Below are 22,088 nucleotides of genomic sequence, written 5' to 3'. Positions count from 1 at the left end.
GCAGGGCAAACTCGAACGCAATTATCGAGCACGCCATTTAAGGAAGAAGAAGCCAATCAGCAATATGCGCCCAAACTCTTAGCAGTCTACTCTGCCGCTACTTTCCAAAATGATAAGTAATTTTTTTAACGGGTTATGTCATTAGATTGGCTGTTGACCCGCTTTATTTCAGGGACGTAAATGGCAGACTTCGGCAGCAATCTATTATCCGTTGTGATTATTCTATCCAGTCTGTTTGTCGGCGCTGGAGTGTTGCATGTGTTTCTTAAATACCGCGATGCAACGCTAACCCTACCCGTTGATCGTGAGCAGTTGATCCGCATCCCCGCCTATGGATTACAACAGCAAATCCAAGATCTCCAATTAGATTTAATGGGCTACATGATGATGGGAGCCGTGATTTTTTGCTTCCCCTTTGCACTCAACAGCATTCAAGCACATATCGCCGTAGGTAAATTCCCTTGGATATTAAGCATCACAGCATTAATGGGCTTAACCTATTGCAGCTTTAAAACATGGAAAAACTTTTCAAAGCTCACCAAGTTACGCCTAGGTCATACAGCCGAAATCGCCACCGCCAATGAACTCATAGGCTTACAAGCACTCGGTTATCAAGTGTTTCACGATGTCCAAGCCGACGATTTTAACATCGACCATATAGTCATCGGCAAAAATGGCGTATTCGCCATTGAAACCAAAGGCCGCCATAAACGGAACAAAGACCTACTCCAAACCAATGGAACTGGCCCAGGCTCTGGTAAAAAAGGTTATCAAGTATTTTACAAAGACGGGCGCTTAAACTTCCCCTCATGGACTGAAACCAAGCCAATCGAACAGGCTGAACGCCAAGCCAAGTGGGTCAGCCAATGGTTAACCAAAGCCACAGGGACACCAGTAACCTCAACCCCAGTACTCGTATTCCCCGGCTGGTATGTCACAAGTCAATCAAAACCACCGTTCCCGATCGTTAACCACAAACAATTAGTCGGCACTATCCCAACCCTGCGAACCCAAGCCCTTACCCAGCAACAAGTCGACTCCATCATCTACCAAGTCGCCCAAAGATGCCTGAGTAAAAGTGACACTGGAAAATGATGGTAGTAAAGTGCCTTCAAATTACACTAAGAAAAATAGAAACAATAACCTTACATATGGGATTTTAAAAAACTCATGAACAATAAGATAAAATTATTGATAGAGTCTTTAGATACTCTTCAATCCACAATTTCATCAGCAACATTTAATTCGACCACATTTGACCAACAGTTTGGCTGGAACCAAGTCTATATCAGCCAAGTAGATGTTGAAAATTTCATACAAAATTTGAGAAATAAGCTTGCTGGATATACCTCTGAAAGAATCACTGATGGTTTATCAGCAACTATTGACAATCATATTGCTAACATAAACAGACTTAATACATCAGCTCATAGCTATTTCAGTAACAATGCAAACTACCTAATCAGTTTTATTCCATCAATATTTATTACGCTTTACGCAGCAGAATCTGAAGTAAATGCTGAACTTTTTTCTTTTGAAAATATTGAATCAGAAAAATTATTACCAAAAAATTTAGCTCGAAATTTGAGAGCAACGAAATCAAGACTTGATAGATTTGATATTGAGAGCCAAGATATACAAATAAAAATAAAAACAATAAATGAAGCTCATGAAGCAGCTGAATCACTTCCAACAGATCTTGAGGATTTAAGGGAAGCTAAACAAGAATTGAACGCTTTACTAAAAATGGCGAAAAAAGAGTTTGAACAGACTAAAAAAGAAATTAGTCAGATAAAAGAAGATTCAGCAATTTTAAAATCAGAAATAAAAGCAGCTAATGATGAGTGCAACGTTAGCAGAAATGAAATCAATAATTTTAAAATATCTGCTGATGCGTTAGTTGCACAATGTGATGATGCTTTGCAAATAACTACAACTCAAGGATTGGCAGCAGGTTTTGATCAAAAAGCAAATCAATTAAAATCTTCAATCTGGATTTGGATTTCCGGTTTATTGATCGCTCTCGTTTCTGCATATTTTATCGGTTCTGAAAGGGTCGATGCTTTAACGAAAGTATTAAATAATGACCTCACTTCAGGCCAAGCGATTTTACATACCGTAATGGCTATTCTTTCAATTGGTGGCCCACTATGGTTAGCATGGATATCAACACAACAAATTAACCAAAGATTTAAGCTTTCAGAAAATTATGCATATAAAGCAACCGTAGCAAAATCCTTTACCGGTTTTAAAAAGTTTGCAGGTAAATTTGATGAAGAAACTGAAAAGAGACTATTCAATTCAACGTTAGATCGATTTGATGAAATGCCATTGCGATTATTATCTACAAAAGACTATAGCAGTCCTTGGCATGAGTTCACTGACTCAGAAATTTTTAAGCAAGCAATTAAATCTGTTCCAGCCCTTGCTCATGAGGCAGGGAAGTTTGCGGATAAAGTTAACTTAAAGCGTACTATTCCCATTAAAGATTCAATTTCACCAAAAGTGACTCCAATTCAAAAGACTGTGAGCGAAGAGTAGAAATTGACCATCAACAAAATAAAGATAAATCCGCTTAATATTAGACCATAAGCTCGAACCTTAACCTTTAATAAAATGACGAATATATGGAGTAATACGTGAGACAAGAATTGAGAAATGCGTATATTGCAAGGATTACAACAGAAATGGCAGAGGTATTAACTGGTGCCAGGTTTGAGCAGTTTGGTTACATTATTGTAGAGCATATTTTTAGCGAGTATGAATTAAATCACAAAGGTACTAATTTAGCGGGCGCTCCTGTAGGAAATGTAGTTGATACTTTTTCTACCTGTGGGAAGTTAGTTTGTGAATATAGTTCAGACGCCAAGTATTTTAATAATTTGTCAAAAATTGATAACGATACACAACATGCTCTAGAGCATTATGGATATTCTTTAAGATCACTTTTTTTGCTAAGCAATCGACAATGTAACCCCAAGCAACAAAGAGAAGTAACTAAATATATAAATGAAACACAAGATGCAGTAGACATAGAAATTAAAATCTGGGATTCAAGAAAGCTAAGTGAATATATTGTTGATGACTTGCTTTTTGATGAAGAAATTACTGAGCGTTTATCTCACTTCCTTCCCTCTATAAAAACTATTCGTAATGAGTCAGCAATTAACCTTACCTTACCAAAGGTAGATGAGTCATATCAACATAGAGCCGACTTAGAAGAATTTATTTCTTCAAAATTACTTGCTGGAAATAGTAGTGTCATAGTTGGTTTTGGTGGTACTGGTAAATCACACTTCTCTGTAGCTATTGCAAATTCAATTAAAGAAGAATTTGATATTTCTTTGTGGTTGGATGCTTCTGAATTAGAGGATATTAACAAATTAGGTCTTTATGATGTATTTAGAAATGGGCATCAATTAAACCTTCTAGGACTTTTACAATCGAAAAAAGTTCTTTTAGTTTTAGATGATTTGCTAGCCCCGGTATCACAAGGCCAGCTTGAGGCATTATGTAAAAATGGCTCTACGATACTAGCGACTCGAAGAAAAATTGTAGACACTGGAGATTGGCAACTGCCTTTATTAGATCTTAATGTAGCGAGGAAAATATTAGAGTTTGAGATAGAAACACCATGCCCTGATGCGTTGGCCCAAAAAGTATATGACGTTGTCGGTGGTTATCCACTTATCTACGGTTTGATGAATGCCAACATGCATTCTGATGATTATGAGTGGGAAGATATTGATAATGATTGTAAAGCCATTGCTGAATATGAAGATGAAAAGAGCAAAAAGCTCACTGAACGTTTACTTGGGCACCTATTAGGAAGCTTGGCTACTCAACTTTCATTTTTAAAAGCATGTAACACTAAAGTTATTGACTTAAATTTTGCAAAAGCTTCAATCAGCTCTATTGGTATAAAAAAGCTAGTCAAATCGACCATTCTAACCAAATCTGGCCTTGGTTTTTTGAAAGTACATGATATCATATTTGAAGCATTAGCAAATATTGATACTGGTCAGACAGATATTGCATCTTTATTAGAAAGTTATTTAAAAAATAGTGAATATGAAAGTTGGTCGTCCTTTTTACGGGTTTCACACAGACACAACAAACTTATTTATAGCCTTTATAGATCGACAGGCAAGAGCATTTTCCTATATTCTCATTTGATTGCCAGCACTCCAGCAACGTTAATTAAAGCTGAAATCCAGCCTTCTCCAGAACAATTTGAAGCTATAAAAATTAGCTTACCTTTAATTGACAGAATCCAAATTTTGACGCTAATTGAGTCAATGGAAAACCTGTATTTGTTGGATAAAGAAACGTCAGAATATATAGCAAAAGAGCAGTTAGAAAAGCTATTACCTATTTTTGTCGAATTAATAGACCTCGTTGCTGGCAATATTGAATCACTAAAACTAATTAGGCATCACTACGCCAAATGTTTACTTAGATTAGGCCAAGAGTCTCAGGCTGAAGCTGAGTTTATAACTCTAAATCAAGAGCACCCATCCATGCATGAAGCTAAACTTCAACTAGCTCGAATCTATGCAAGAACAAATAGAGCAGATGAAACAAAAACACAAATAGAAGAAATATTAGATGCTTGGGATACAGAATGTCCTCCATCTATATCTGTGGCTCTAGCTTCATTTGAACTAGTTTCTCGAAGTTCAATGAAAGCATTTAAGAGTGAGCTGAATAGGAAATACGCAGACATTGTAGCCTTAATAATAAAAGAAGCAATGGCATTTGGTTATGATCATTCATATCGTGCATTCGGAATCTTTTCGGGTGATTGGGCTTATAACCACCCCGATAAGTTTTTAGATATATTCAATTACTTGCCATTACCCCACTTATCATCTATTCCTGATAATTATACCAAAAACTCTATTGGTGATTTATATCGTGAAGCAGGAAAAATTTGTTTAAGAGCGGGCGAGTCCAAAGCCTATACATACTTAAGTTTAGCCCTAGATTTTTACGAATCAGTACCGAGCCAAAGTCATTTTCAATTACGCAGAATAGCTGAAACATATTATTTAAAAGGATGTTACGACATTTCTGAATCAATATGCTTATCAATTCTTAATCAAAGTAAGGAAGATCCTTTTGTTTATTTCTGGTTATGTAGATCACAAATAGGTCTCGGTAACATACCTGAAGCATTATTGAATATTGATATCGGGATAAAAAATCTAAACAATTTTCCTGAAAGTTTTAAAGCTTCATTTTTAGAAATTAAAAGTGATATTCACAAGATAATTGGCCGAGATGATTATATAAAGATACTTAATGAAGCAACTAGAATAACAGATTCCGAAAAATATAAATTACAATTAGAAGAAAAAATACAGTTACTTATGAAGAGTTGAATCTGTTTGATAGAGGCTGTTCATAATTCTGTGTCAGATTAATTACACAGATCGATATGGTTTTCTAATCGCCCCTCAAAATGGATTGAGGGCGGTGATAACGTCAAATTCCAATTTTGGATGGGGTGGGTCCAGCGCTCAGAAGCCTTCAATATACCCGCGTAAAGCAGCTTGAGTGAACTGTTCTCGTTAGCAAAACCGCCCTTTTTTTTGGTCAATTTCCTGAATTGTCGATGAGAAATGTCAGGACAAGCATAACTCTGTGCTCAACCATTACACCCAAAATAGGCATTGTTGCACTGAATGTCAGGACAGGCATAACTCTGTACTCAACCGTTACACCAAAACAGGTATTGTTGCACCATTGACCTTCTAAACAGAGAGTTATCTTGCCAAGCACCAACAGGACACTTTTAGTGCAGACATACTCAAGGGCTAGCTAAATTAAGCACTTGCATGTAAGTGACCGTTGGCGGCATGGATGCCGCCGCCGAGCCCTCAGGGATGAGTTAATGGCGTGTCACTGGAATGCAAGTGCTTAATCATTGGGGCTCGATCATAGCAGCCTTTAATGTCATAAAAAAAGCGACCTTTCGGCCGCTTTTTAATGCTTCAAATTCGCTGAAGCTAACTACACCATAATTGCGTTGCTGGCGAAGCTAATGCAAGGCGGATTGAAAGCTTTCGCGCGGAGTTGACAGCTGTCAAACTCTCTATTTCGAGCTATGCGAAAGCCTCATTCAACGCCGCATTAGCTAGCCTAAGCAGCAATTATTACTCGTAGTCTGATAATGGTGCACAACTACACATTAGGTTACGGTCGCCGTAAACGTCATCGATACGATTCACGGTTGGCCAGAACTTGTTAGTGCGCACTGCTGCACTTGGGAACACTGCGACTTCGCGGCTGTATGGGCGCGTATCAAACTCAGGATCCATGATATCGGCCATAGTGTGCGGTGCGTTGTGCAGCGGGTTGTTGTCCACTGGCCATTCGCCCGATTCCACTTTGGCGATTTCAGCGCGGATTGACACCATAGCGTCGATAAAGCGGTCAAGCTCCACCTTAGACTCAGATTCCGTCGGCTCAATCATCAGGGTTCCCGCAACAGGGAAACTCATGGTTGGCGCATGGAAACCGTAGTCGTTCAAACGCTTAGCGATATCCATTTCGGTTACGCCTGAGGCTTCTTTCAGTGGACGCAAGTCGATAATACATTCGTGCGCCACGCGATCGTTACGGCCACGGAACAATACTGGGTAATGTTCTGACAGCTTTTTCATCATGTAGTTAGCATTTAGCAGTGCAGTTTGCGTTGACTGTTTAAGCCCCTGCGTACCTAACAGCTTAATGTACATCCAGCTGATAGGCAGAATGCCAGCACTACCGTAAGGTGCGGCTGATACCGCGCCGTTGTTATCGCTTATCTGACCCGGTTTAACCACCACATGACCCGCCACGAATGGCGCTAAATGGGCTTTTACACCGATTGGGCCCATACCTGGGCCACCGCCGCCGTGTGGAATAGCGAAGGTTTTGTGTAGGTTAAGGTGTGATACGTCAGCACCGATAAAGCCTGGAGTCGTTAAGCCTACCTGCGCGTTCATGTTGGCGCCGTCTAAATACACTTGGCCGCCATGCTGATGCACTATGTCGCAGATTTCGCGGATAGATTCTTCATACACACCGTGGGTCGATGGGTAAGTGATCATGATGCAAGACAGATTTTCAGCCACTTCAGCCGCTTTAGTCCTCAAATCGTCTAAATCGACGTTACCTTGCTTATCACACGCAGTCACAATCACTTGCATACCCGCAAGTTGCGCCGATGCAGGGTTAGTGCCGTGGGCAGATTGTGGGATCAAACAAATGTTTCGGTGCGCATTACCACGTGACTCATGGTATTTTTTGATGGCTAACAAGCCCGCGTATTCACCTTGAGCGCCTGAGTTAGGTTGAATACACACAGCGTCGTAACCTGTGATGTTCACTAACCATGTCGACAATTCTTCAATCAGCTGAGTGTAACCTTTAGCTTGATCCAGCGGGCAGAATGGGTGCATGTTGGCAAATTCTGGCCAGCTCACCGGTATCATTTCAACCGCTGCGTTTAACTTCATGGTGCATGAGCCCAGTGAAATCATCGAGTAGTTAAGTGCTAAGTCTTTGCTTTCGAGACGTTTGATATAACGCATCATCTCGGTTTCACTTTGATAGCGATTAAACGTTGGGTGACTTAAAATCGCATCTTGGCGCACTAGAGCAGCAGGAATCGACTGGCTACCTTGGCTAACAATTTGCGCGTCTAACGCGGCTACATCTAAACCATGGTCAGCGCCTAAAATCACTTCAAACAGCGCTTCGATATCTGAGCGCAGTGTGGTTTCATCCACACTCACGCCTACAATGCCGTCGGCATCGAAACGTAGGTTCATTTCAGCAGCCAGTGCGCGTGCGTTCACGGCAGTAACATCTAAGCCTTTGATGCTGATGGTATCAAACCAAGTGCTGTTGACTAAACTCACGCCCTTAGCTTGTAAACCTGCCGCTAAAATGTCGGCAAAGCGGTTGATGCGTGACGCGATGGTTTTTAGGCCATCTGGGCCGTGGAATACAGCGTAGAAAGACGCCATATTGGCTAACAAAATTTGTGCAGTACAAATATTTGAGTTGGCTTTTTCGCGGCGAATATGTTGCTCGCGAGTTTGCATTGCCATACGCAGGGCGCGGTTACCACGGGCGTCTTTTGACACACCTATGATACGACCCGGCATTGAACGTTTGTGCTCATCACGGGCAACAAAGAAAGCCGCGTGTGGACCACCAAAACCCATTGGCACGCCAAAACGCTGCGCGCTACCAAATACTACATCGGCGCCCATAGAGCCCGGTGATTTCAGTAATACCAACGACATAATGTCGGCGGCTACTGTCACAATCACGTTCTTGGTGCGCAAAGTTGCGAATAATTCGGTAAAGTCAGTGATGTGGCCTAAGCGGTTAGTGTATTGGAACAAAGCACCAAACAGCTCGTAGTTCACGGCATCTTGTGCAGGGCCAACCACCACTTCAAAACCAAAACACTCAGCGCGGGTTTTCACTACGTCTAAGGTTTGCGGGAACACATCATCGGCAACGAAGAAGATATTGGCTTTTTTCGCTTTAGAAACGCGCTTTGCCAGCGCCATCGCTTCGGCAGCAGCAGTTGCTTCATCTAACAAAGAAGCAGAAGCCAAATCTAAACCCGTTAAGTCCATCGACACTTGTTGGAAATTTAGAATGGCTTCTAAACGGCCTTGGGCGATTTCTGGCTGATATGGCGTATAAGCCGTGTACCAACCTGGGTTTTCAAATACGTTACGCAGGATCACGTTTGGCACTTGAGTGCCGTAGTAACCCATACCTATGTAGCTCTTAAATACTTGGTTTTGGTCCGCTAAACCACGAATGTAAGCAATGCCTTCGGCTTCGCCGCAGGAATCACCAATGCTCAGATCTTGGCTTAAACGGATCGACTCAGGCACAATTTGCGCGGTCAGATCGTCCAGAGACTCAGCACCAACATAGTTCAGCATGGCTTGCTGTTGGCTGCTATCTGGGCCGATATGACGACGTAGGAATAAATCGTGCTGTTCTAACTGAGTGAGGGTTTGCTTGGTCATGATAAACCTTGTTCCAGATTTGCCGAAATTCAGAACTGTAGGGTACTGATTAACGGGCTGTTGTTATGTCAATCTTGCGCTAAAACAAACGAAGCCCCTTAGGGCTTCGTTAGCGTCGACGATTATTCTTCGTCGATGACAGCTTGGTAGCCTTCGGCATCTAGCAGAGCGTCGACTTCTGATTCGTCAGAAGGCATTACGCGGAAGAACCAGCCTTCGCCGTAAGCGCTGCTGTTAACGAGTTCTGGCGAATCTTCCAGCGCTTCGTTTACGGCAATCACTTCGCCAGAAATGGGGGCATAAATATCAGACGCCGCTTTTACTGATTCAGCTACAGCACAGTCTTCACCCGCAGTCACAGTGTCGCCAACTTCTGGGAGTTCAACGAAAACCATGTCACCTAACAGCTCTTGGGCGTGCTCAGTGATACCAACTGTGTAGCTACCGTCTTCTTCCTTGCGGATCCATTCGTGTGAAGAGGCGTATTTCAGTTCTGTCGGAATATTGCTCATTGTTCTTGTTCCTTGTTCCGTTTTTTTAAAATGCTTGTTTACCATTGCGCACAAAGTTTGGCGCTACTACTCTAACAGCCACACGTTTTTTACGCATTTCGACTTCCGCAGTATCCCCAATCGAGCTAGGAACACGTGCCATCGCAATAGAATAGCCCAAGGTTGGCGAGAAAGTACCGCTGGTGATCACGCCTTGTTGCTCAATACCGGCTGCGTCGGTGAAAAATACTGGCATATCATGGCGTAACACGCCCTTTTCTTCCATCACTAGACCAACAAGTTTACTGGTTCCGGTATCGCGAAGTGTTTCGAGGGCTTTACGGCCGATGAAGTCACGGTCGCTTGGTTCCCATGCAATAGTCCAGCCCATGTTGGCGGCCAATGGGTTGATGGTTTCGTCCATGTCTAAGCCGTAGAGATTCATACCGGCTTCGAGACGCAGTGTGTCACGGGCACCGAGACCACAAGGTTTAACACCTTGATCTAACAATGCTTGCCACATGGCCTCTGCTTCATCTTCTGGGACAATAATTTCGTAACCCGCTTCGCCGGTATAACCCGTAGTCGCAATAAATAACGAGCCCGCTTGCTTACCGAAGAAAGGTTTCATGCCTTCGATAGCGGCGTTTTGCTCGGTGCTAAACACGGCAGCGGCTTTCGCTTTAGCGTTAGGGCCTTGCACGGCAATCATTGATAATTCAGGACGTTCAGTCACAGTGACATCAAAACCTTGGGCTTGTTTAGCAATCCAAGCGAGATCTTTTTCACGGGTCGCTGAGTTCACTACCACGCGGTAGTTAGTGTCAGTGAGGTAATAAGTGATGAGGTCGTCGATGATACCGGCATTGTCATCTAACATGCCGGCGTATAAGGCTTTACCTGGAACTTTAAGCTTAGCCACATCGTTTGCGAGCAACTTACGCAAAAATGCACAAGCATCATTGCCCATCACATCAACCACTGTCATGTGGGAAACGTCGAACATGCCCGCGTCTTGACGCACAGCGTTGTGTTCTTCGATTTGTGAGCCATAGTTGAGCGGCATATCCCAACCGTGGAAATCAACCATCTTAGCGTTTGATTCTATGTGCTTGTTAAACAGAATAGTTTTATTAGCCATTGTTATCCCTTTTTGCGGCCTTTTTCAGGTCTCTGCCTAGTGTAGGGTGTAGATACTAGGGTCTAAAATGCGGCGAAATTATACCTTGCGTCACAAATTTGTATACAGGATATTTTTCTAATCCGAAGTCACTGCCATTAGATTTTCTCATCCTTTACATGTAATTTTTTTACATGCGAAGGGCAGATTTGCGCAGCTTGCAAACAAATCGCTGATATTTTCGGCAGTTATGATCACATTAGCGCAACTGCGGCTAACGACATAACTTAGGCAGCGCCGACTTATTGCCCATGGCCTGTTGTATGAACACTGTTTTCAGCCCAGCGACATTATCGACCAGATTTAATCCCAGATCGCGGATCGCTTTTTTAAACGGATTGCTGCCTTCAAAGAGTCGTTTAAAGCCTTCCATTGCGGCAATCATCTCCATGGCATCGGCTTTACGCCAACGCTCAAGGGCGCGCAAATTGGTATAATCGCCGATATCTTTACCCGCTTGCTGTAATTCACTGACCACTTCGATAATGCTGGCGGCATCTAAAAAGCCGAGGTTAACGCCTTGGCCAGCAAGTGGATGAATGGTGTGAGCCGCATCACCGGCTAACACTAAGCGATGGCGGGCAAAATGGCGGGCATAACGCATTCGCAGTGGAAAAGCTTGGCGCTCGCTTTCAAGCTGACATAAGCCTAAACGGCCATCAAAGGCGGCGGTTAAGTGGCGCTCAAATTGAACGTTATCCATGGCTAATAATTCGTTGGCGCGCTCGGGCGGCACAGACCACACAATAGAGCACAGATTGTCTTCATACAGAGGTAAAAATGCCAACGGCCCGTCCTGTAAAAATACTTGGCGAGCGGTAGCAAGGTGCGGTAATTCAGTACGAATAGTGGCGACTAAGGCATGGTGGCCGTAATCCCAAAAGGTCAGCGGTATTTTACATTGCTCACGCACCCAAGAGTTGGCACCATCGGCGGCTATCACAAGTGCGGCACTGACACTTTCTATTTCAGAATCGGCGCCATTGGCAAGGGTCAACCAAGCTTCGCGCTCGCCAAAGGCAATGCGTTCAATACGTTGGTTTTCGATATGGGTGATGTTGTCAAACTCACTGGCACGTTTGGCGAGGGCGTAGCTGATGGCATCGTTTTCGATAATCGTGCCTAGGCTCGCTTCGCTGATGCTATTGGCGTCAAAGGCAATTTTGCCAAAGCCGTCTTTATCCCACACCGCCATTTTTTGATAAGGCGTAGCGCGGGCTGTCTCTACATAAGCCCAAGCACCTAAATGTTCTAACAAACGCTGGCTTGCCTTATTGATAGCGCTCACGCGTAAACGCGGCGAGCCGCTGACGGCTTCTGCCTGCCCTGCATCAATAACAACAACATTAAGATTAGCCTGTGCCAATCCAATCGCGGTGGCGAGCCCCACCATGCCACCGCCCACAATAGCAATGTCATAGGTTTGCGAACTTAACATGGGTACATCCTTTTCGCGTTGCGATACCAGTGAATAGCGTTGCTTTGCTTTAATTGCCTTGTAGGCGATAGCCGTTAGCGATATCAACGCATTCGAGTGTTATTTCCAGCCCATGGCTTTTTGGGCTACAGGCGTTTTAAGTGGCACAAACCAAGATAATGACCGCAAGCCTAAATTGCGACCGAGCACCAAGGGCCAATGTTGGTTTGAAAAACCACGGACTAAAAATTCGATATTACGGATAGTGCTGTTTCTGTCGTGCTCGCGGGACTTAAGATAAGCATGGGTTACGGCAGCACTGCCGATATCATCGCCCTGCTCTAGCGCCATTTTGAGCACCTCAAGCAAACTCACCACATCGCGAAGGCCTAAGTTAAATCCTTGCCCCGCAATAGGATGCAGCGTTTGCGCCGAATTGCCGATAAACACACATCTATGGTGGATAGGTCTTGGCATATAGGACAAATCAAGCGGATACGCATGACGCGTACTCACATCGATAAATTTGCCCGCGCGATAACCAAACGCTTGCTGCAACGCCGCTAAAAACTCGGCTTTAGGCGCGGCTTGCATTTGCTTGGCACGTTCTGCATCGAGCGCCCACACCAGTGATAATCGCGGCTGGCCTTGAATATCGCCCATAGGTAACAGCGCTAAAGGGCCTGTTTGGGTAAAGCGCTCATAGGCCCAATGATAGTGGGGTTTGTCGGTTTGAATATTGGCGATAATCGCCGTTTGTGCAAAAGCCACTTGGGTAATGGGCAAATCAAAACTGCTACGGACTTTGGATTGCAACCCATCGGCAGCGACCACCAGCTTAGCGTGAATGCGCTCACCGCTATCAAGTAGCAATGTGTGGCCCTCGATAGCGGCGTCCACTTGCATAAGTTTGGCGGGGCAAAACAGTTTTACATCGCTCTTAGTTAACTCGTTAAATAGCACTTGGCCGACACGTTCAAGCTCGACCACTTGGCCTAGGGCATCTAAATGAAACTGCGCGGCATTGAGTTCTGTCATACCAAAATGGCCACGATCCGACACATGGATATTTTCAATCGCCGTGCCCAAATGGGCGAGCTTAGGCCATAAACCTAAGCGAGATAATTCGAAAATAGAGCCGTGGGCGATAGCGATAGAGCGCGCATCAAACCCGGGATGTTGTTTATCAGGGACATGCGCCTCAATTAACGCAATGGAAAGTGGTCTAGCTAATTCATGTGCGAAGGACTGTGCAGATAAGGACTGTGCCGATGATAAACGCGCTAGCGCTAACGCTAAGGTCGCGCCCGCCATGGCGCCGCCAACAATAGCGATGTCGACGTTTTGAACTGAAGTATCCATGTGCATCGTGGTCGTCATGGGGATCTCATTCAAGCTATGGCATGGCGCACCTGCTATATCAACAGTTGCGACAATGCAATTAACAATACTGGTGTCATGGACGAAAAGGCCAGATGAACCAGCCTTTTATATCAAATTAAATAACCATTATAAAAACTTAAACAATAGCGATTAGATTAACTTAATAATTGCGATGATTAGTGCACCGCTGCAATGTCGTCGCTTTCGCCATGGGGAAGTTCGGGGCCAAATTCGGCGTAACACATAATCGCAGCTATCCGCACAAACTCGAGCAGTTCAGTGTATGCCGCCTCGGACTCTTCATCGTCGGCAACATCAAATTCAACTTGGGCAATTTCGGCTAAGTCTTTAATGACTTCACGCACTTCGGCCGAAGCCTGATTAAGCTTGGGCTGAATAATCGCCATACCAGTCAAAAAGCTTTGCGCCCACAAAGATAAAGCCTCAACACGCTGGCTAAGCGGTTCTTCTTCCTCTGGCAACAGCGGCATAAAGCCAAATTCAAACTCGGCTAAACGCGTTACTGAATCTTGGAACAAATCACACACCAGTTGATGTAACTGCGCTGGCAACGGCTGGCCGTCGTTCATCAGATCAAATAAAGGCTTGATCCAAGTGTCGCCAGTTTGCTCTACACCACCGCAAATTAAACCGACTAAAGCGCCGTGAACTTCAACCGGATGCTGACCAATTTCGGCCGCATCTAAGGCAATTTTTAAGCTATCGATTCGTAACGAAGGAGGGGTGGCCATATCAGATCCCAATAAGATTTTTTCAGCTGCAATGCTAGCAGAGATAAAGACTTGAACCAATACTGAATCCCGATAATGCGCAAATCCACAGGACTTAAGTTAATAATTTCAACAACTGCTCACACAAGCAGCAAACAAAACTATCCCGACAAATCCATTGGCGGCTTACCTTGCACTTTTAATTTTAGCCCTATATAGTCCGCTTCAGAGGTTAACGAAAGGATCCCCCGTTATATGAGTAACAGTGCAGTTGAAATTACCCTACTTGGGCGCACCTACTCTATCGCTTGCCCGAAAGGCCAAGAGGATGCCCTACGTACGGTGGCACTAGGTGTTGAACAACAACTTATTGCGTTAAAAAGCCGAACCAATAGCCTGAGTCGTGAAGAAATCGCAATTATGGCAGCGCTCAATATTGGACACGAGTTGTTCCAAGAAAAGCAAAAGAACAAGCATTATATGCAACAGATGGACGACCGAATCAGCTTGCTGCAGTCGACCCTCGAAAATGCCTTAGTTGAGCGTTCAACTAAATAGCATTAAAGTTTAACTGTGAAGCACGAGGGTTTAGCGCGATAACGCCGCTAAGTTAACTCTTTTGATACACAGAGAGTGGCTAAACTGGCTTAAATACTAAGACAATTTTTAGCGATTCAGTACCGTTTTGCTCCCTGGGATGCATGCCAACTGGTAATGTCCCTGTGCCGATAATTTTGATCTTAGGGTGAATGCTTTACTGACATTGTGCATGCTCGGCTCGTACCGAGAAGCCTTAGGAGGTAATCATTTTCCCGCCTTGAACCTACGGTTCAAGGGCTACACCGGGTAGCGGCATTCTGGGGAGCATCTTAATTTATGTTTACATCTTCTACACTCAGCGACAATCTTCCTGCTAAAAGTAAAGCACCGCAAGCTGCGGTGCGCATCGATATCAACGCAAAAGAAAGTCGCCAGCAATTACGTAAAACCATCCGCAGTGCACGTAAATCGCTAACACCAGCTGAGCAAACCTTGGCAAGCCTTAATGCCTGCCACAAAATGATTGATAGGCTACAAGCTCAAAAAGCACAGCATGTAGCATTGTACTTAACCCATGATGGTGAACTTGCGACCGCGCCGCTTATCAATGCACTGTGGCAATTAGGCATTAATACCTACTTACCCAGATTGCACCCCTTCAATGCCGGACAACTACTTTTTTTGCGTTACACCGCTGACACGCCGATGCAGCCCAATCAATTTGGCATCTTAGAACCTAAATTAGCTGTGCGCGCCATCATCCCCGTGACTGAGTTAGACATTGTTATTACTCCCTTGGTCGCTTTTGATGCTGTGGGTAATCGCATGGGGATGGGCGGCGGCTATTACGATAGGACTCTGGCGAACTGGCAGCTTCAGGGCAAACCTTTACCTATGGGTTACGCCCATGACTGCCAACAAGTGCCGAGCTTACCCTGTGAGCATTGGGATGTGCCTTTACCGATGATCATCACCCCAAGCCGCGTGCTGACGTTCTAAACGATTTTGATTTAATCATCAAAGCACTACTTTAACTGGCGACCGCCATCGACATTATGGCAACGACCCGTAACGTAGCGACTATTCAGTAAATATTGCACTAAATCGATAATTTCCTCATTGCCCGCCTCTTTTGGTAGTAACGCTTTAGCTAAGGTTTTTTGTTGATAGGCAGCATCATCTTCTGCATTAAATAAAATCATCGCTGGGGCGATGGAATTGACTTTCACCTCGGGGGCAAATTTAGCAGCAAAGGATAATGTCATATTGTGCAGCGCAGCTTTACTGGCAGCGTAGGCAATATGCTTCTGACTGCCCTTCTCGGCCACATAATCGGTAATATGGATAATATCACTCGCACCAATATTACCATCCGCTCCAGCGCGTAGCGGCGCTTCTAAGGCCAAGTTTAATTGATAGGGCACGCTCACATGCACTTGCATCATCCGCTGCAACACTTCGCTCGGCGCAAAAGTGGCGCTTTTTGCAGGCTCATTCCTTATAATCACAGGATCAGGCAGCCAATCGGACGCATTGTGAATAATAGCGCGAATTTGAGGCAGCTTAGCGAGCTCATCGATTAAGGATTGCACTTGGATATCATCGTAAAAATCACAGGGATACAAAGTCGCGCCTAAAGTCTTTAGCTCATCAATACTCGGATAGTGGCTACGATAGGTACCAATCACACTCAGGCCTTGGGCGAGAAAATGTTTGGCTAAGGCGTAACCAATACGCTTACCTACGCCAGTGATGATGATGGGAGATGTCATACTAATCCTATTATTTTTAAAGCGATTATGGCTCGTTTATGATTCATTGAATGGTAAATACACCTAAGACTCAAGCAAAACGAATCAACACCCAAAATCCTAGCGCACTTTTTTAGGTTTAACCTAACAGAAAGGCCAGTGCACACAGCTAAACCAGCTTCAATCTCGCAGCAACTGCGATCTAAAATGATTGCTGCTGCGTATAGGATAAGCTCAAGCATTGAGATTAAGTCATCAGAGGTGATATTCGATGGAACTACGAATTTTTTATGATGGAAACTGCCCATTGTGTAGCGCCGAAATGCGTCAACTGAAAGCGCGCGATCCCAATAATGTCATTGCGCTAGAGGATTTAAATGCACCCGACTTTAGCGAGCGTTTCAGCCATATAGATAGAGACTACGCCAATACTATTCTCCATGGAGAAACCGCATCGGGCGAAGTATTACTCGGCTTAGATGTTACCTGCAAAGCGTGGGCACTCACGGGAACCCGCTCTTGGATACAATTATTACGTTTACCCATTATTAAGCCCGCTGCCGATTGGATTTACCTACGCTTTGCTAAAAACCGATATCGCATTTCTTATTTACTGACTGGTAAAGCTCGTTGCGACGATAATTGCCAATTACCCACTAAGCGCCGCTGATTTAGCTTTAGGTTTAAGAAGCGTAAAACGTAGGCATAAAAAAACGGAGCTCAAGGGCTCCGTTTTTAACTCGTTATAATCTAAAAGATTACTCGAATAATTATTTAACGAAATCAACGCCTAGTTTGATATCGCTTTTCAGCGTATCTAACATAGAATCACGGGCGTTAGCTTCAAATGCACTCACTTCACCGTAAGGCAGTACTTTTTCAATACCGTTTTTGCCTAACAATACAGGTTGTGCGAAGAACTGGGCGTGTTCACTGCCGCCGTCAACGTAAGCACATTCAACAATGTTAGCTTCACCTTGCAGACCACGAACCAAAGACAGACCGAAACGGCAAGCCGCTTGACCCATAGACAATGTCGCGCTGCCGCCACCGGCTTTAGCTTCAACCACTTCTGTACCCGCGTTTTGAATGCGAGTTGTCATAGTTGCCACTTCTTCATCAGTGAAAGTCACGCCTTCAACTTGAGACAGCAATGGCAGAATGGTCACGCCGCTATGGCCGCCGATCACATTCACTTTAACATCAGCAACGTTTAAACCTTTTAATTCGGCAATAAAGGTTTCAGAGCGGATCACGTCCAGTGTGGTAATACCGAATAGACGGTTTTTATCGTAAACACCGGCTTTTTTCATCACTTCGGCTGCAATAGCCACAGTGGTGTTAACTGGGTTGGTGATAATACCGACTAAAGCAGTAGGACAAGTCGCAGCCACTTTTTCCATCAGGTTACGCACGATACCAGCGTTGATGTTAAACAGATCAGAACGATCCATGCCTGGTTTACGCGCAACACCAGCAGAAATCAGTACTACGTCTGCATCTACCAGCGCAGGCGTTGGATCTTCACCGGCAAAACCTTTGATTTCAACAGCAGTCGGGATGTGGCTCAAGTCAACCGCAACACCCGGAGTAACCGGTGCGATATCATATAGAGACAGCTTTGAGCCCGCAGGCAGTTGAGTTTTTAACAGTAAGGCAAGAGCCTGGCCGATACCGCCAGCAGCACCAAGTACAGCAACTTTCATAATGAACTCCGTTATTTCTCGGATATGTGTGACATGGATCTAATTTGCGTGTGCGTCACATTACTGGAATGTCGCAACAATTTCAATTATCCCTTAGTCGTGGAACAAAAGAATTTCGAAATAACTGATAGCTCACAAAAGAACAATGACTCGATTGCACATTTTAAGCCGATGATAATGACACTGAGTCTACTGCTTAGTGAATGTTTATTCAGCCAATTTGATTGTATGTTGACAATTTGTTTAAAAATATTCAAAATGGGCCTGTTTTTTTGAATAAAGAATAATAATATTATGCAGACGACCAAGAATCAGGATGACCTTGTTAGAGTTTTTAAGTCGATTTTAAAAGAAGAGCGCTTTGGCTCTCAAAGTGAAATCGTCATCGCCTTGCAAGCTGAAGGCTTTGGTAATATTAACCAATCAAAAGTATCACGCATGCTCAGCAAGTTCGGCGCCGTTCGGACTCGCAACGCTAAACAAGAGATGGTGTATTGCTTACCCGCCGAATTAGGCGTGCCAACCGCAGGCAGCCCATTAAAAAACTTAGTGCTGGATGTTGACCATAACCAAGCCATGATTGTAGTGCGAACCAGCCCTGGCGCAGCACAACTGATTGCCCGCTTATTGGATTCTATCGGTAAGCCAGAAGGGATTTTGGGAACGATTGCAGGTGATGATACGATTTTTATTTGCCCATCAAGCATCCAAGATATCGCCGACACCTTAGAAACCATCAAATCTTTATTCAATTATGCCGAATAAATAAAGCACTTAATGCCTTGGCATTAAGTGCTTTATCAAAATGTAACTCTTACAACTCAACTTGGTCAGTCACAACAATTTACTCATCGAACTGCAGCATGAAATCTAAAGCGGGTACGAAGAAAGATGAACCCGTTAATGCCTTAGTAAAATGCATTAAATGATCATGATTACCTTCGCCATCACCAAATATCATACTGTGTAGCATTTTTTCAAAATGTTCGGGTGTACGACAGCAAGCAATAAACATCAACCCCTGCTCTTTAAGCGATCCGTAGGGCATGCTCTGACGTAGGATTTCCATTGAGTTTCCGTCAGCATCTTTAAGATTCACCCGTTTTATATGGCTGGTGAGTGGCTTATCCTTGGATTCATATTCGATATTATCTTGTTTAGTGCGCGCGAATATATCTTCTTGTTTTTTAATCGGTAAGCGGTTCCACTTACTTAAGTTATGGGCATATTTTTGTACGTGAACATAACTGCCGCCCTTAAATCCAGCATCCTCATCACCCACCAGTGTGACTTCTTGACGATGGCGTCCCTTTGGGTTTTCAGTACCATCGACAAAACCTGTCAGATCGCGACTATCCATAAATCTAAAGCCGCGTTCTTCGTCCACTAATTCCACCAAATCTTCAAACATTTGGCTAATTTCATTGGCGACTAAATGCAGAATATCGTAACGGTCACAGCGAATATGTACATACAAATCATATTCGATTGCAGGTGCATCAAGACTCCCAGCTTGTATCGCAGGAAAAGGCCTTAACATTTTAGGGCGGGCATCGGTATAGAGGCTATCCCAGTAATTAGCGCCGATACCGACAAAACCATTAAATGCACTGTCAGAATACTGATCTGTCAGTTCGTAAATATACTGCGCTACGTTGGCAAGGCAGGGACGTAACTGCGACTCCACATTATCATTTGCATTAAACATCAAGTAGATACTATGTAAGTTTCCCTCTGCACACACACCTAACTGTTCACGCGGCATATTTTGAATATCCATTTGGTTGTGACCTTGTTCTAAATTCATTTTCGGTAATATTATCCGCAACTTTCCCTAAAAATGACATTAACTAACGCACACTTTACTCGAGTTTATTAATGATAATGCTCATAACTAAGCGTTGTTGTGCTCAAGCTCATTGAAAAATGATGCAGCGCATAAATTTCGCTAGCGAGTCTACCCCAATACAGCAAGCAAAGCTCACTAACGCCATGATATTTATTTAAACTAATATCCTGCAGCATGACCATCTTTACGACTCTCGGATGCGCCGCGGTAAACACCGGTTTCTGCATTAAAGCCAATCGCTTGATAACCACCGAAATCCCCTAAAGTATCACGCAATACATGCCCTTTTTTAATGAGTTCACGGCGCGTTTCAACAGGAAAGCCTGACTCTAGGCTCACATAACCGCCATCGGTCATCACCTCACCGGTAGGCTCAGTAGAACCAGTATGCAAAATCCGAGGCGCATCGCCCGCTTCTTGTAGGTTCATTTTAAAATCAATGAGATTTATTAAAATTTGTGCATGCATTTGTGGCTGCGTTGCACCGCCCATAACCCCAAAACTAAGCCAAGGCTTACCTGCTTTAGTCACAAACGCGGGAATAATCGTTTGAAAAGGTCGCTTACCTGGCGCATAGGTATTGAACCGCCCCTCGGTTAAATCAAACATTTGCCCACGGTCTTGCAGTACAAAACCAAGGTCGGCTGGCGTCATTCCCGAGCCCATACCGCGGTAATTACTCTGGATAAGTGACACCATATTGCCGTCTTTATCTGCCGTGGTGAGGTAAACCGTATCTCCGTGCTGTAGGGCTGGATTACCTGCATCAACACTTTTGGCGGCTTTATTCGTGTCGATTAATTTAGCTCGCTCATAGTTGTAGTGTTGTGATATCAACTCGGTAACAGGGACTCTATTAAAGGCCATATCAGCATAGAATTTAGCTCTGTCGGCAAAAGCCAGTTTTTTAGCCTCTACAAATAAGTGCACATATTCAGGGCTGTTAAAGCCCATAGCAGCGACATCAAAGGGTTCCATGGTTTTTAAAATTTGCAGGGCGGCAATACCTTGTCCATTGGGGGGTAATTCCCACACATCATAACCACGATAATTAACCGAAACAGGCTCAACCCATTCACTGGTGTGACTGGCTAAATCTTCATAGCTTAAATAGCCCCCTTGTGACGCCATATATTTATCAATACTTTTAGCGATATCACCTTTATAAAATGCATCACGCCCACCCTTAGCAATTTTCTCATAGGTGTTTGCTAACGCGGGATTTTTAAAGATTTCACCTACCGCTGGCATCTTACCCGTTGGCATATAGGTTTCTTTAAATCCTGGGAATTTAGCCAGCTTTTTAGCACTGCTATCAAGATAATAAGCAATGAGCTCTGATACCGGAAAACCATTGCGGGCGTAACCAATCGCGGGGGCAAGATTATCCGCCATAGGTAATTTACCAAACTTATTATGCAACTCATACCAACCATCAACCGCACCGGGAACCGACACAGGCAAAGGGCCAAGTGGCGGTAAATAGTCGAGCCCGAGGGATTTAAGCTTTTCTAAGCTCAATGATTTGGGGCTACGACCTGAAGCATTAAGACCATAAAGACGTTTATCTTTCGCACTCCAAACGATGGCAAATAAGTCACCACCTACACCCGAGCCTGTGGGCTCAACCAAGCCTAACATGGCATTAGCTGCAATCGCAGCATCTACCGCGCTGCCACCTTGCTTGAGTATATCAATCGCCACTTGAGTCGCTAATGGCTGGCTCGTCGCCGCCATTCCATGTGTGGCATACACTTCTGATCGGGTTGCAAATGCTTTACCCGTAATCCTATCCATGGCCATTACTCCTGAAGATGATACCGCTGTTGCCACGATAACGAGGGTATAAATTGAATTTATTATTTTTAACATAACACCTCCTAAATAAGAGGATTAAAGTAACAAGGCTGAGCAAAAATATCATCAAGCAATAGCACTTAAACTCAAGTTAAACGTAAGTAAAAATGTCTCACTCTCGCTCACGTATCCGATG

The 22,088-nt window shown here is 44.0% G+C and carries 17 protein-coding genes, 1 other RNA gene and 1 pseudogene; 8 read left to right on the top strand and 11 right to left on the bottom strand.

The genetic code is table 11. The features are described from left to right. Positions 1–180: 180 nt before the first annotated feature. From ACRN9H_RS07980 to ACRN9H_RS07970, 3 genes are all read left to right on the top strand, one after another. A complete protein-coding gene (locus ACRN9H_RS07980) occupies positions 181–1,095 on the top strand; it encodes a nuclease-related domain-containing protein (RefSeq protein WP_432313209.1) in 915 nt (304 codons plus the stop codon). A 75-nt stretch (positions 1,096–1,170) separates the two neighbouring features. Continuing rightward, positions 1,171–2,541: a hypothetical protein gene (locus ACRN9H_RS07975; protein ID WP_432313208.1), complete on the top strand. Its 1,371-nt coding sequence runs from the start codon at positions 1,171–1,173 to the stop codon at positions 2,539–2,541. A 98-nt stretch (positions 2,542–2,639) separates the two neighbouring features. Continuing rightward, the gene (locus ACRN9H_RS07970; protein WP_432313207.1) at positions 2,640–5,384 is read left to right on the top strand and encodes a hypothetical protein; all 2,745 of its coding nucleotides are present in this window, start codon (positions 2,640–2,642) and stop codon (positions 5,382–5,384) included. A gap of 38 nt (positions 5,385–5,422) precedes the next feature. Here the strand turns inward: ACRN9H_RS07970 and ACRN9H_RS07965 are convergent. From ACRN9H_RS07965 to ACRN9H_RS07935, 7 genes and pseudogenes are all read right to left on the bottom strand, one after another. After that, a pseudogene (locus ACRN9H_RS07965) lies at positions 5,423–5,620 on the bottom strand (IS256 family transposase); the annotation flags it as partial. A 538-nt stretch (positions 5,621–6,158) separates the two neighbouring features. Beyond that, positions 6,159–9,047 (bottom strand): aminomethyl-transferring glycine dehydrogenase, encoded by a 2,889-nt coding sequence (gcvP, locus tag ACRN9H_RS07960; protein WP_432313206.1) that lies wholly within the window; start codon positions 9,045–9,047, stop codon positions 6,159–6,161. Positions 9,048–9,169: 122 nt separating this feature from the next. Then, positions 9,170–9,559 (bottom strand): glycine cleavage system protein GcvH, encoded by a 390-nt coding sequence (gene gcvH, locus ACRN9H_RS07955; protein WP_011845766.1) that lies wholly within the window; start codon positions 9,557–9,559, stop codon positions 9,170–9,172. 25 nt (positions 9,560–9,584) lie between these two features. Then, positions 9,585–10,679, bottom strand: a complete 1,095-nt coding sequence (gene gcvT, locus ACRN9H_RS07950) for a glycine cleavage system aminomethyltransferase GcvT (protein ID WP_432313205.1) — start codon at positions 10,677–10,679, stop codon at positions 9,585–9,587. A gap of 253 nt (positions 10,680–10,932) precedes the next feature. Continuing rightward, positions 10,933–12,156, bottom strand: a complete 1,224-nt coding sequence (locus tag ACRN9H_RS07945) for an FAD-dependent oxidoreductase (RefSeq protein ID WP_432313204.1) — start codon at positions 12,154–12,156, stop codon at positions 10,933–10,935. Between the two features lie 99 nt (positions 12,157–12,255). After that, positions 12,256–13,515 carry a 2-octaprenyl-6-methoxyphenyl hydroxylase gene (ubiH, locus tag ACRN9H_RS07940; RefSeq protein ID WP_432313203.1) on the bottom strand — a complete coding sequence of 420 codons (1,260 nt, stop codon included), beginning with the start codon at positions 13,513–13,515 and terminating at the stop codon, positions 12,256–12,258. Between the two features lie 179 nt (positions 13,516–13,694). Next, positions 13,695–14,270, bottom strand: coding sequence for a UPF0149 family protein (locus ACRN9H_RS07935; protein ID WP_432313202.1), 576 nt, complete (start codon positions 14,268–14,270; stop codon positions 13,695–13,697). A 234-nt stretch (positions 14,271–14,504) separates the two neighbouring features. Between ACRN9H_RS07935 and ACRN9H_RS07930 the strand changes: the two genes are divergently transcribed. The 3 genes from ACRN9H_RS07930 (at position 14,505) to ACRN9H_RS07920 (ending at position 15,788) form a co-directional block, all read left to right on the top strand. Then, positions 14,505–14,807, top strand: coding sequence for a cell division protein ZapA (locus ACRN9H_RS07930; RefSeq protein WP_076498889.1), 303 nt, complete (start codon positions 14,505–14,507; stop codon positions 14,805–14,807). A gap of 128 nt (positions 14,808–14,935) precedes the next feature. Further along, a non-coding RNA gene (gene ssrS / locus ACRN9H_RS07925) (6S RNA) lies at positions 14,936–15,117 on the top strand. An 8-nt stretch (positions 15,118–15,125) separates the two neighbouring features. Continuing rightward, positions 15,126–15,788, top strand: coding sequence for a 5-formyltetrahydrofolate cyclo-ligase (locus ACRN9H_RS07920; protein ID WP_432313201.1), 663 nt, complete (start codon positions 15,126–15,128; stop codon positions 15,786–15,788). Between the two features lie 26 nt (positions 15,789–15,814). On the opposite strand, the gene folM is transcribed toward ACRN9H_RS07920, so the two are convergent. Continuing rightward, positions 15,815–16,561 (bottom strand): dihydromonapterin reductase, encoded by a 747-nt coding sequence (folM, locus tag ACRN9H_RS07915; protein ID WP_432313200.1) that lies wholly within the window; start codon positions 16,559–16,561, stop codon positions 15,815–15,817. 250 nt (positions 16,562–16,811) lie between these two features. Between folM and ACRN9H_RS07910 the strand changes: the two genes are divergently transcribed. Then, complete coding sequence (locus ACRN9H_RS07910) at positions 16,812–17,210, top strand: thiol-disulfide oxidoreductase DCC family protein (protein ID WP_432313199.1); 399 nt, start codon at positions 16,812–16,814, stop codon at positions 17,208–17,210. A gap of 100 nt (positions 17,211–17,310) precedes the next feature. Here ACRN9H_RS07910 and mdh read toward each other — a convergent pair whose 3' ends face one another. Continuing rightward, entirely contained in the window at positions 17,311–18,246 is a 936-nt protein-coding gene (mdh, locus tag ACRN9H_RS07905; protein ID WP_263188738.1) for a malate dehydrogenase, read from the bottom strand. 294 nt (positions 18,247–18,540) lie between these two features. Between mdh and argR the strand changes: the two genes are divergently transcribed. Then, a complete protein-coding gene (argR, locus tag ACRN9H_RS07900) occupies positions 18,541–19,011 on the top strand; it encodes a transcriptional regulator ArgR (protein WP_076498902.1) in 471 nt (156 codons plus the stop codon). Between the two features lie 79 nt (positions 19,012–19,090). On the opposite strand, the gene ACRN9H_RS07895 is transcribed toward argR, so the two are convergent. Continuing rightward, the gene (locus tag ACRN9H_RS07895) at positions 19,091–20,026 is read right to left on the bottom strand and encodes a Dyp-type peroxidase (protein WP_107884190.1); all 936 of its coding nucleotides are present in this window, start codon (positions 20,024–20,026) and stop codon (positions 19,091–19,093) included. Between the two features lie 228 nt (positions 20,027–20,254). Then, the gene (gene ggt, locus ACRN9H_RS07890; RefSeq protein ID WP_432313198.1) at positions 20,255–21,967 is read right to left on the bottom strand and encodes a gamma-glutamyltransferase; all 1,713 of its coding nucleotides are present in this window, start codon (positions 21,965–21,967) and stop codon (positions 20,255–20,257) included. Positions 21,968–22,088 lie beyond the last annotated feature (121 nt).

This window comes from Shewanella sp. MF08487 (assembly GCF_050848685.1).
Taxonomy (GTDB): domain Bacteria; phylum Pseudomonadota; class Gammaproteobacteria; order Enterobacterales; family Shewanellaceae; genus Shewanella; species Shewanella glacialipiscicola.
This window is presented reverse-complemented; position numbering and strand designations above follow the sequence as displayed.

What these genes read in the sequence shown, in the direction of transcription:
- ACRN9H_RS07910 (WP_432313199.1), top strand. Translation starts at nt 16,812, where the DNA reads ATGGAACTACGAATTTTTTATGATGGAAACTGCCCATTGTGTAGCGCC.
- folM (WP_432313200.1), bottom strand. Translation starts at nt 16,561, where the DNA reads ATGACATCTCCCATCATCATCACTGGCGTAGGTAAGCGTATTGGTTAC.
- ggt (WP_432313198.1), bottom strand. Translation starts at nt 21,967, where the DNA reads ATGTTAAAAATAATAAATTCAATTTATACCCTCGTTATCGTGGCAACA.
- ACRN9H_RS07980 (WP_432313209.1), top strand. Translation starts at nt 181, where the DNA reads ATGGCAGACTTCGGCAGCAATCTATTATCCGTTGTGATTATTCTATCC.
- ACRN9H_RS07935 (WP_432313202.1), bottom strand. Translation starts at nt 14,270, where the DNA reads ATGGCCACCCCTCCTTCGTTACGAATCGATAGCTTAAAAATTGCCTTA.
- gcvP (WP_432313206.1), bottom strand. Translation starts at nt 9,047, where the DNA reads ATGACCAAGCAAACCCTCACTCAGTTAGAACAGCACGATTTATTCCTA.
- mdh (WP_263188738.1), bottom strand. Translation starts at nt 18,246, where the DNA reads ATGAAAGTTGCTGTACTTGGTGCTGCTGGCGGTATCGGCCAGGCTCTT.
- ACRN9H_RS07895 (WP_107884190.1), bottom strand. Translation starts at nt 20,026, where the DNA reads ATGGATATTCAAAATATGCCGCGTGAACAGTTAGGTGTGTGTGCAGAG.
- argR (WP_076498902.1), top strand. Translation starts at nt 18,541, where the DNA reads ATGCAGACGACCAAGAATCAGGATGACCTTGTTAGAGTTTTTAAGTCG.
- gcvT (WP_432313205.1), bottom strand. Translation starts at nt 10,679, where the DNA reads ATGGCTAATAAAACTATTCTGTTTAACAAGCACATAGAATCAAACGCT.
- ubiH (WP_432313203.1), bottom strand. Translation starts at nt 13,515, where the DNA reads ATGACGACCACGATGCACATGGATACTTCAGTTCAAAACGTCGACATC.
- ACRN9H_RS07920 (WP_432313201.1), top strand. Translation starts at nt 15,126, where the DNA reads ATGTTTACATCTTCTACACTCAGCGACAATCTTCCTGCTAAAAGTAAA.
- ACRN9H_RS07975 (WP_432313208.1), top strand. Translation starts at nt 1,171, where the DNA reads ATGAACAATAAGATAAAATTATTGATAGAGTCTTTAGATACTCTTCAA.
- ACRN9H_RS07945 (WP_432313204.1), bottom strand. Translation starts at nt 12,156, where the DNA reads ATGTTAAGTTCGCAAACCTATGACATTGCTATTGTGGGCGGTGGCATG.
- ACRN9H_RS07930 (WP_076498889.1), top strand. Translation starts at nt 14,505, where the DNA reads ATGAGTAACAGTGCAGTTGAAATTACCCTACTTGGGCGCACCTACTCT.
- gcvH (WP_011845766.1), bottom strand. Translation starts at nt 9,559, where the DNA reads ATGAGCAATATTCCGACAGAACTGAAATACGCCTCTTCACACGAATGG.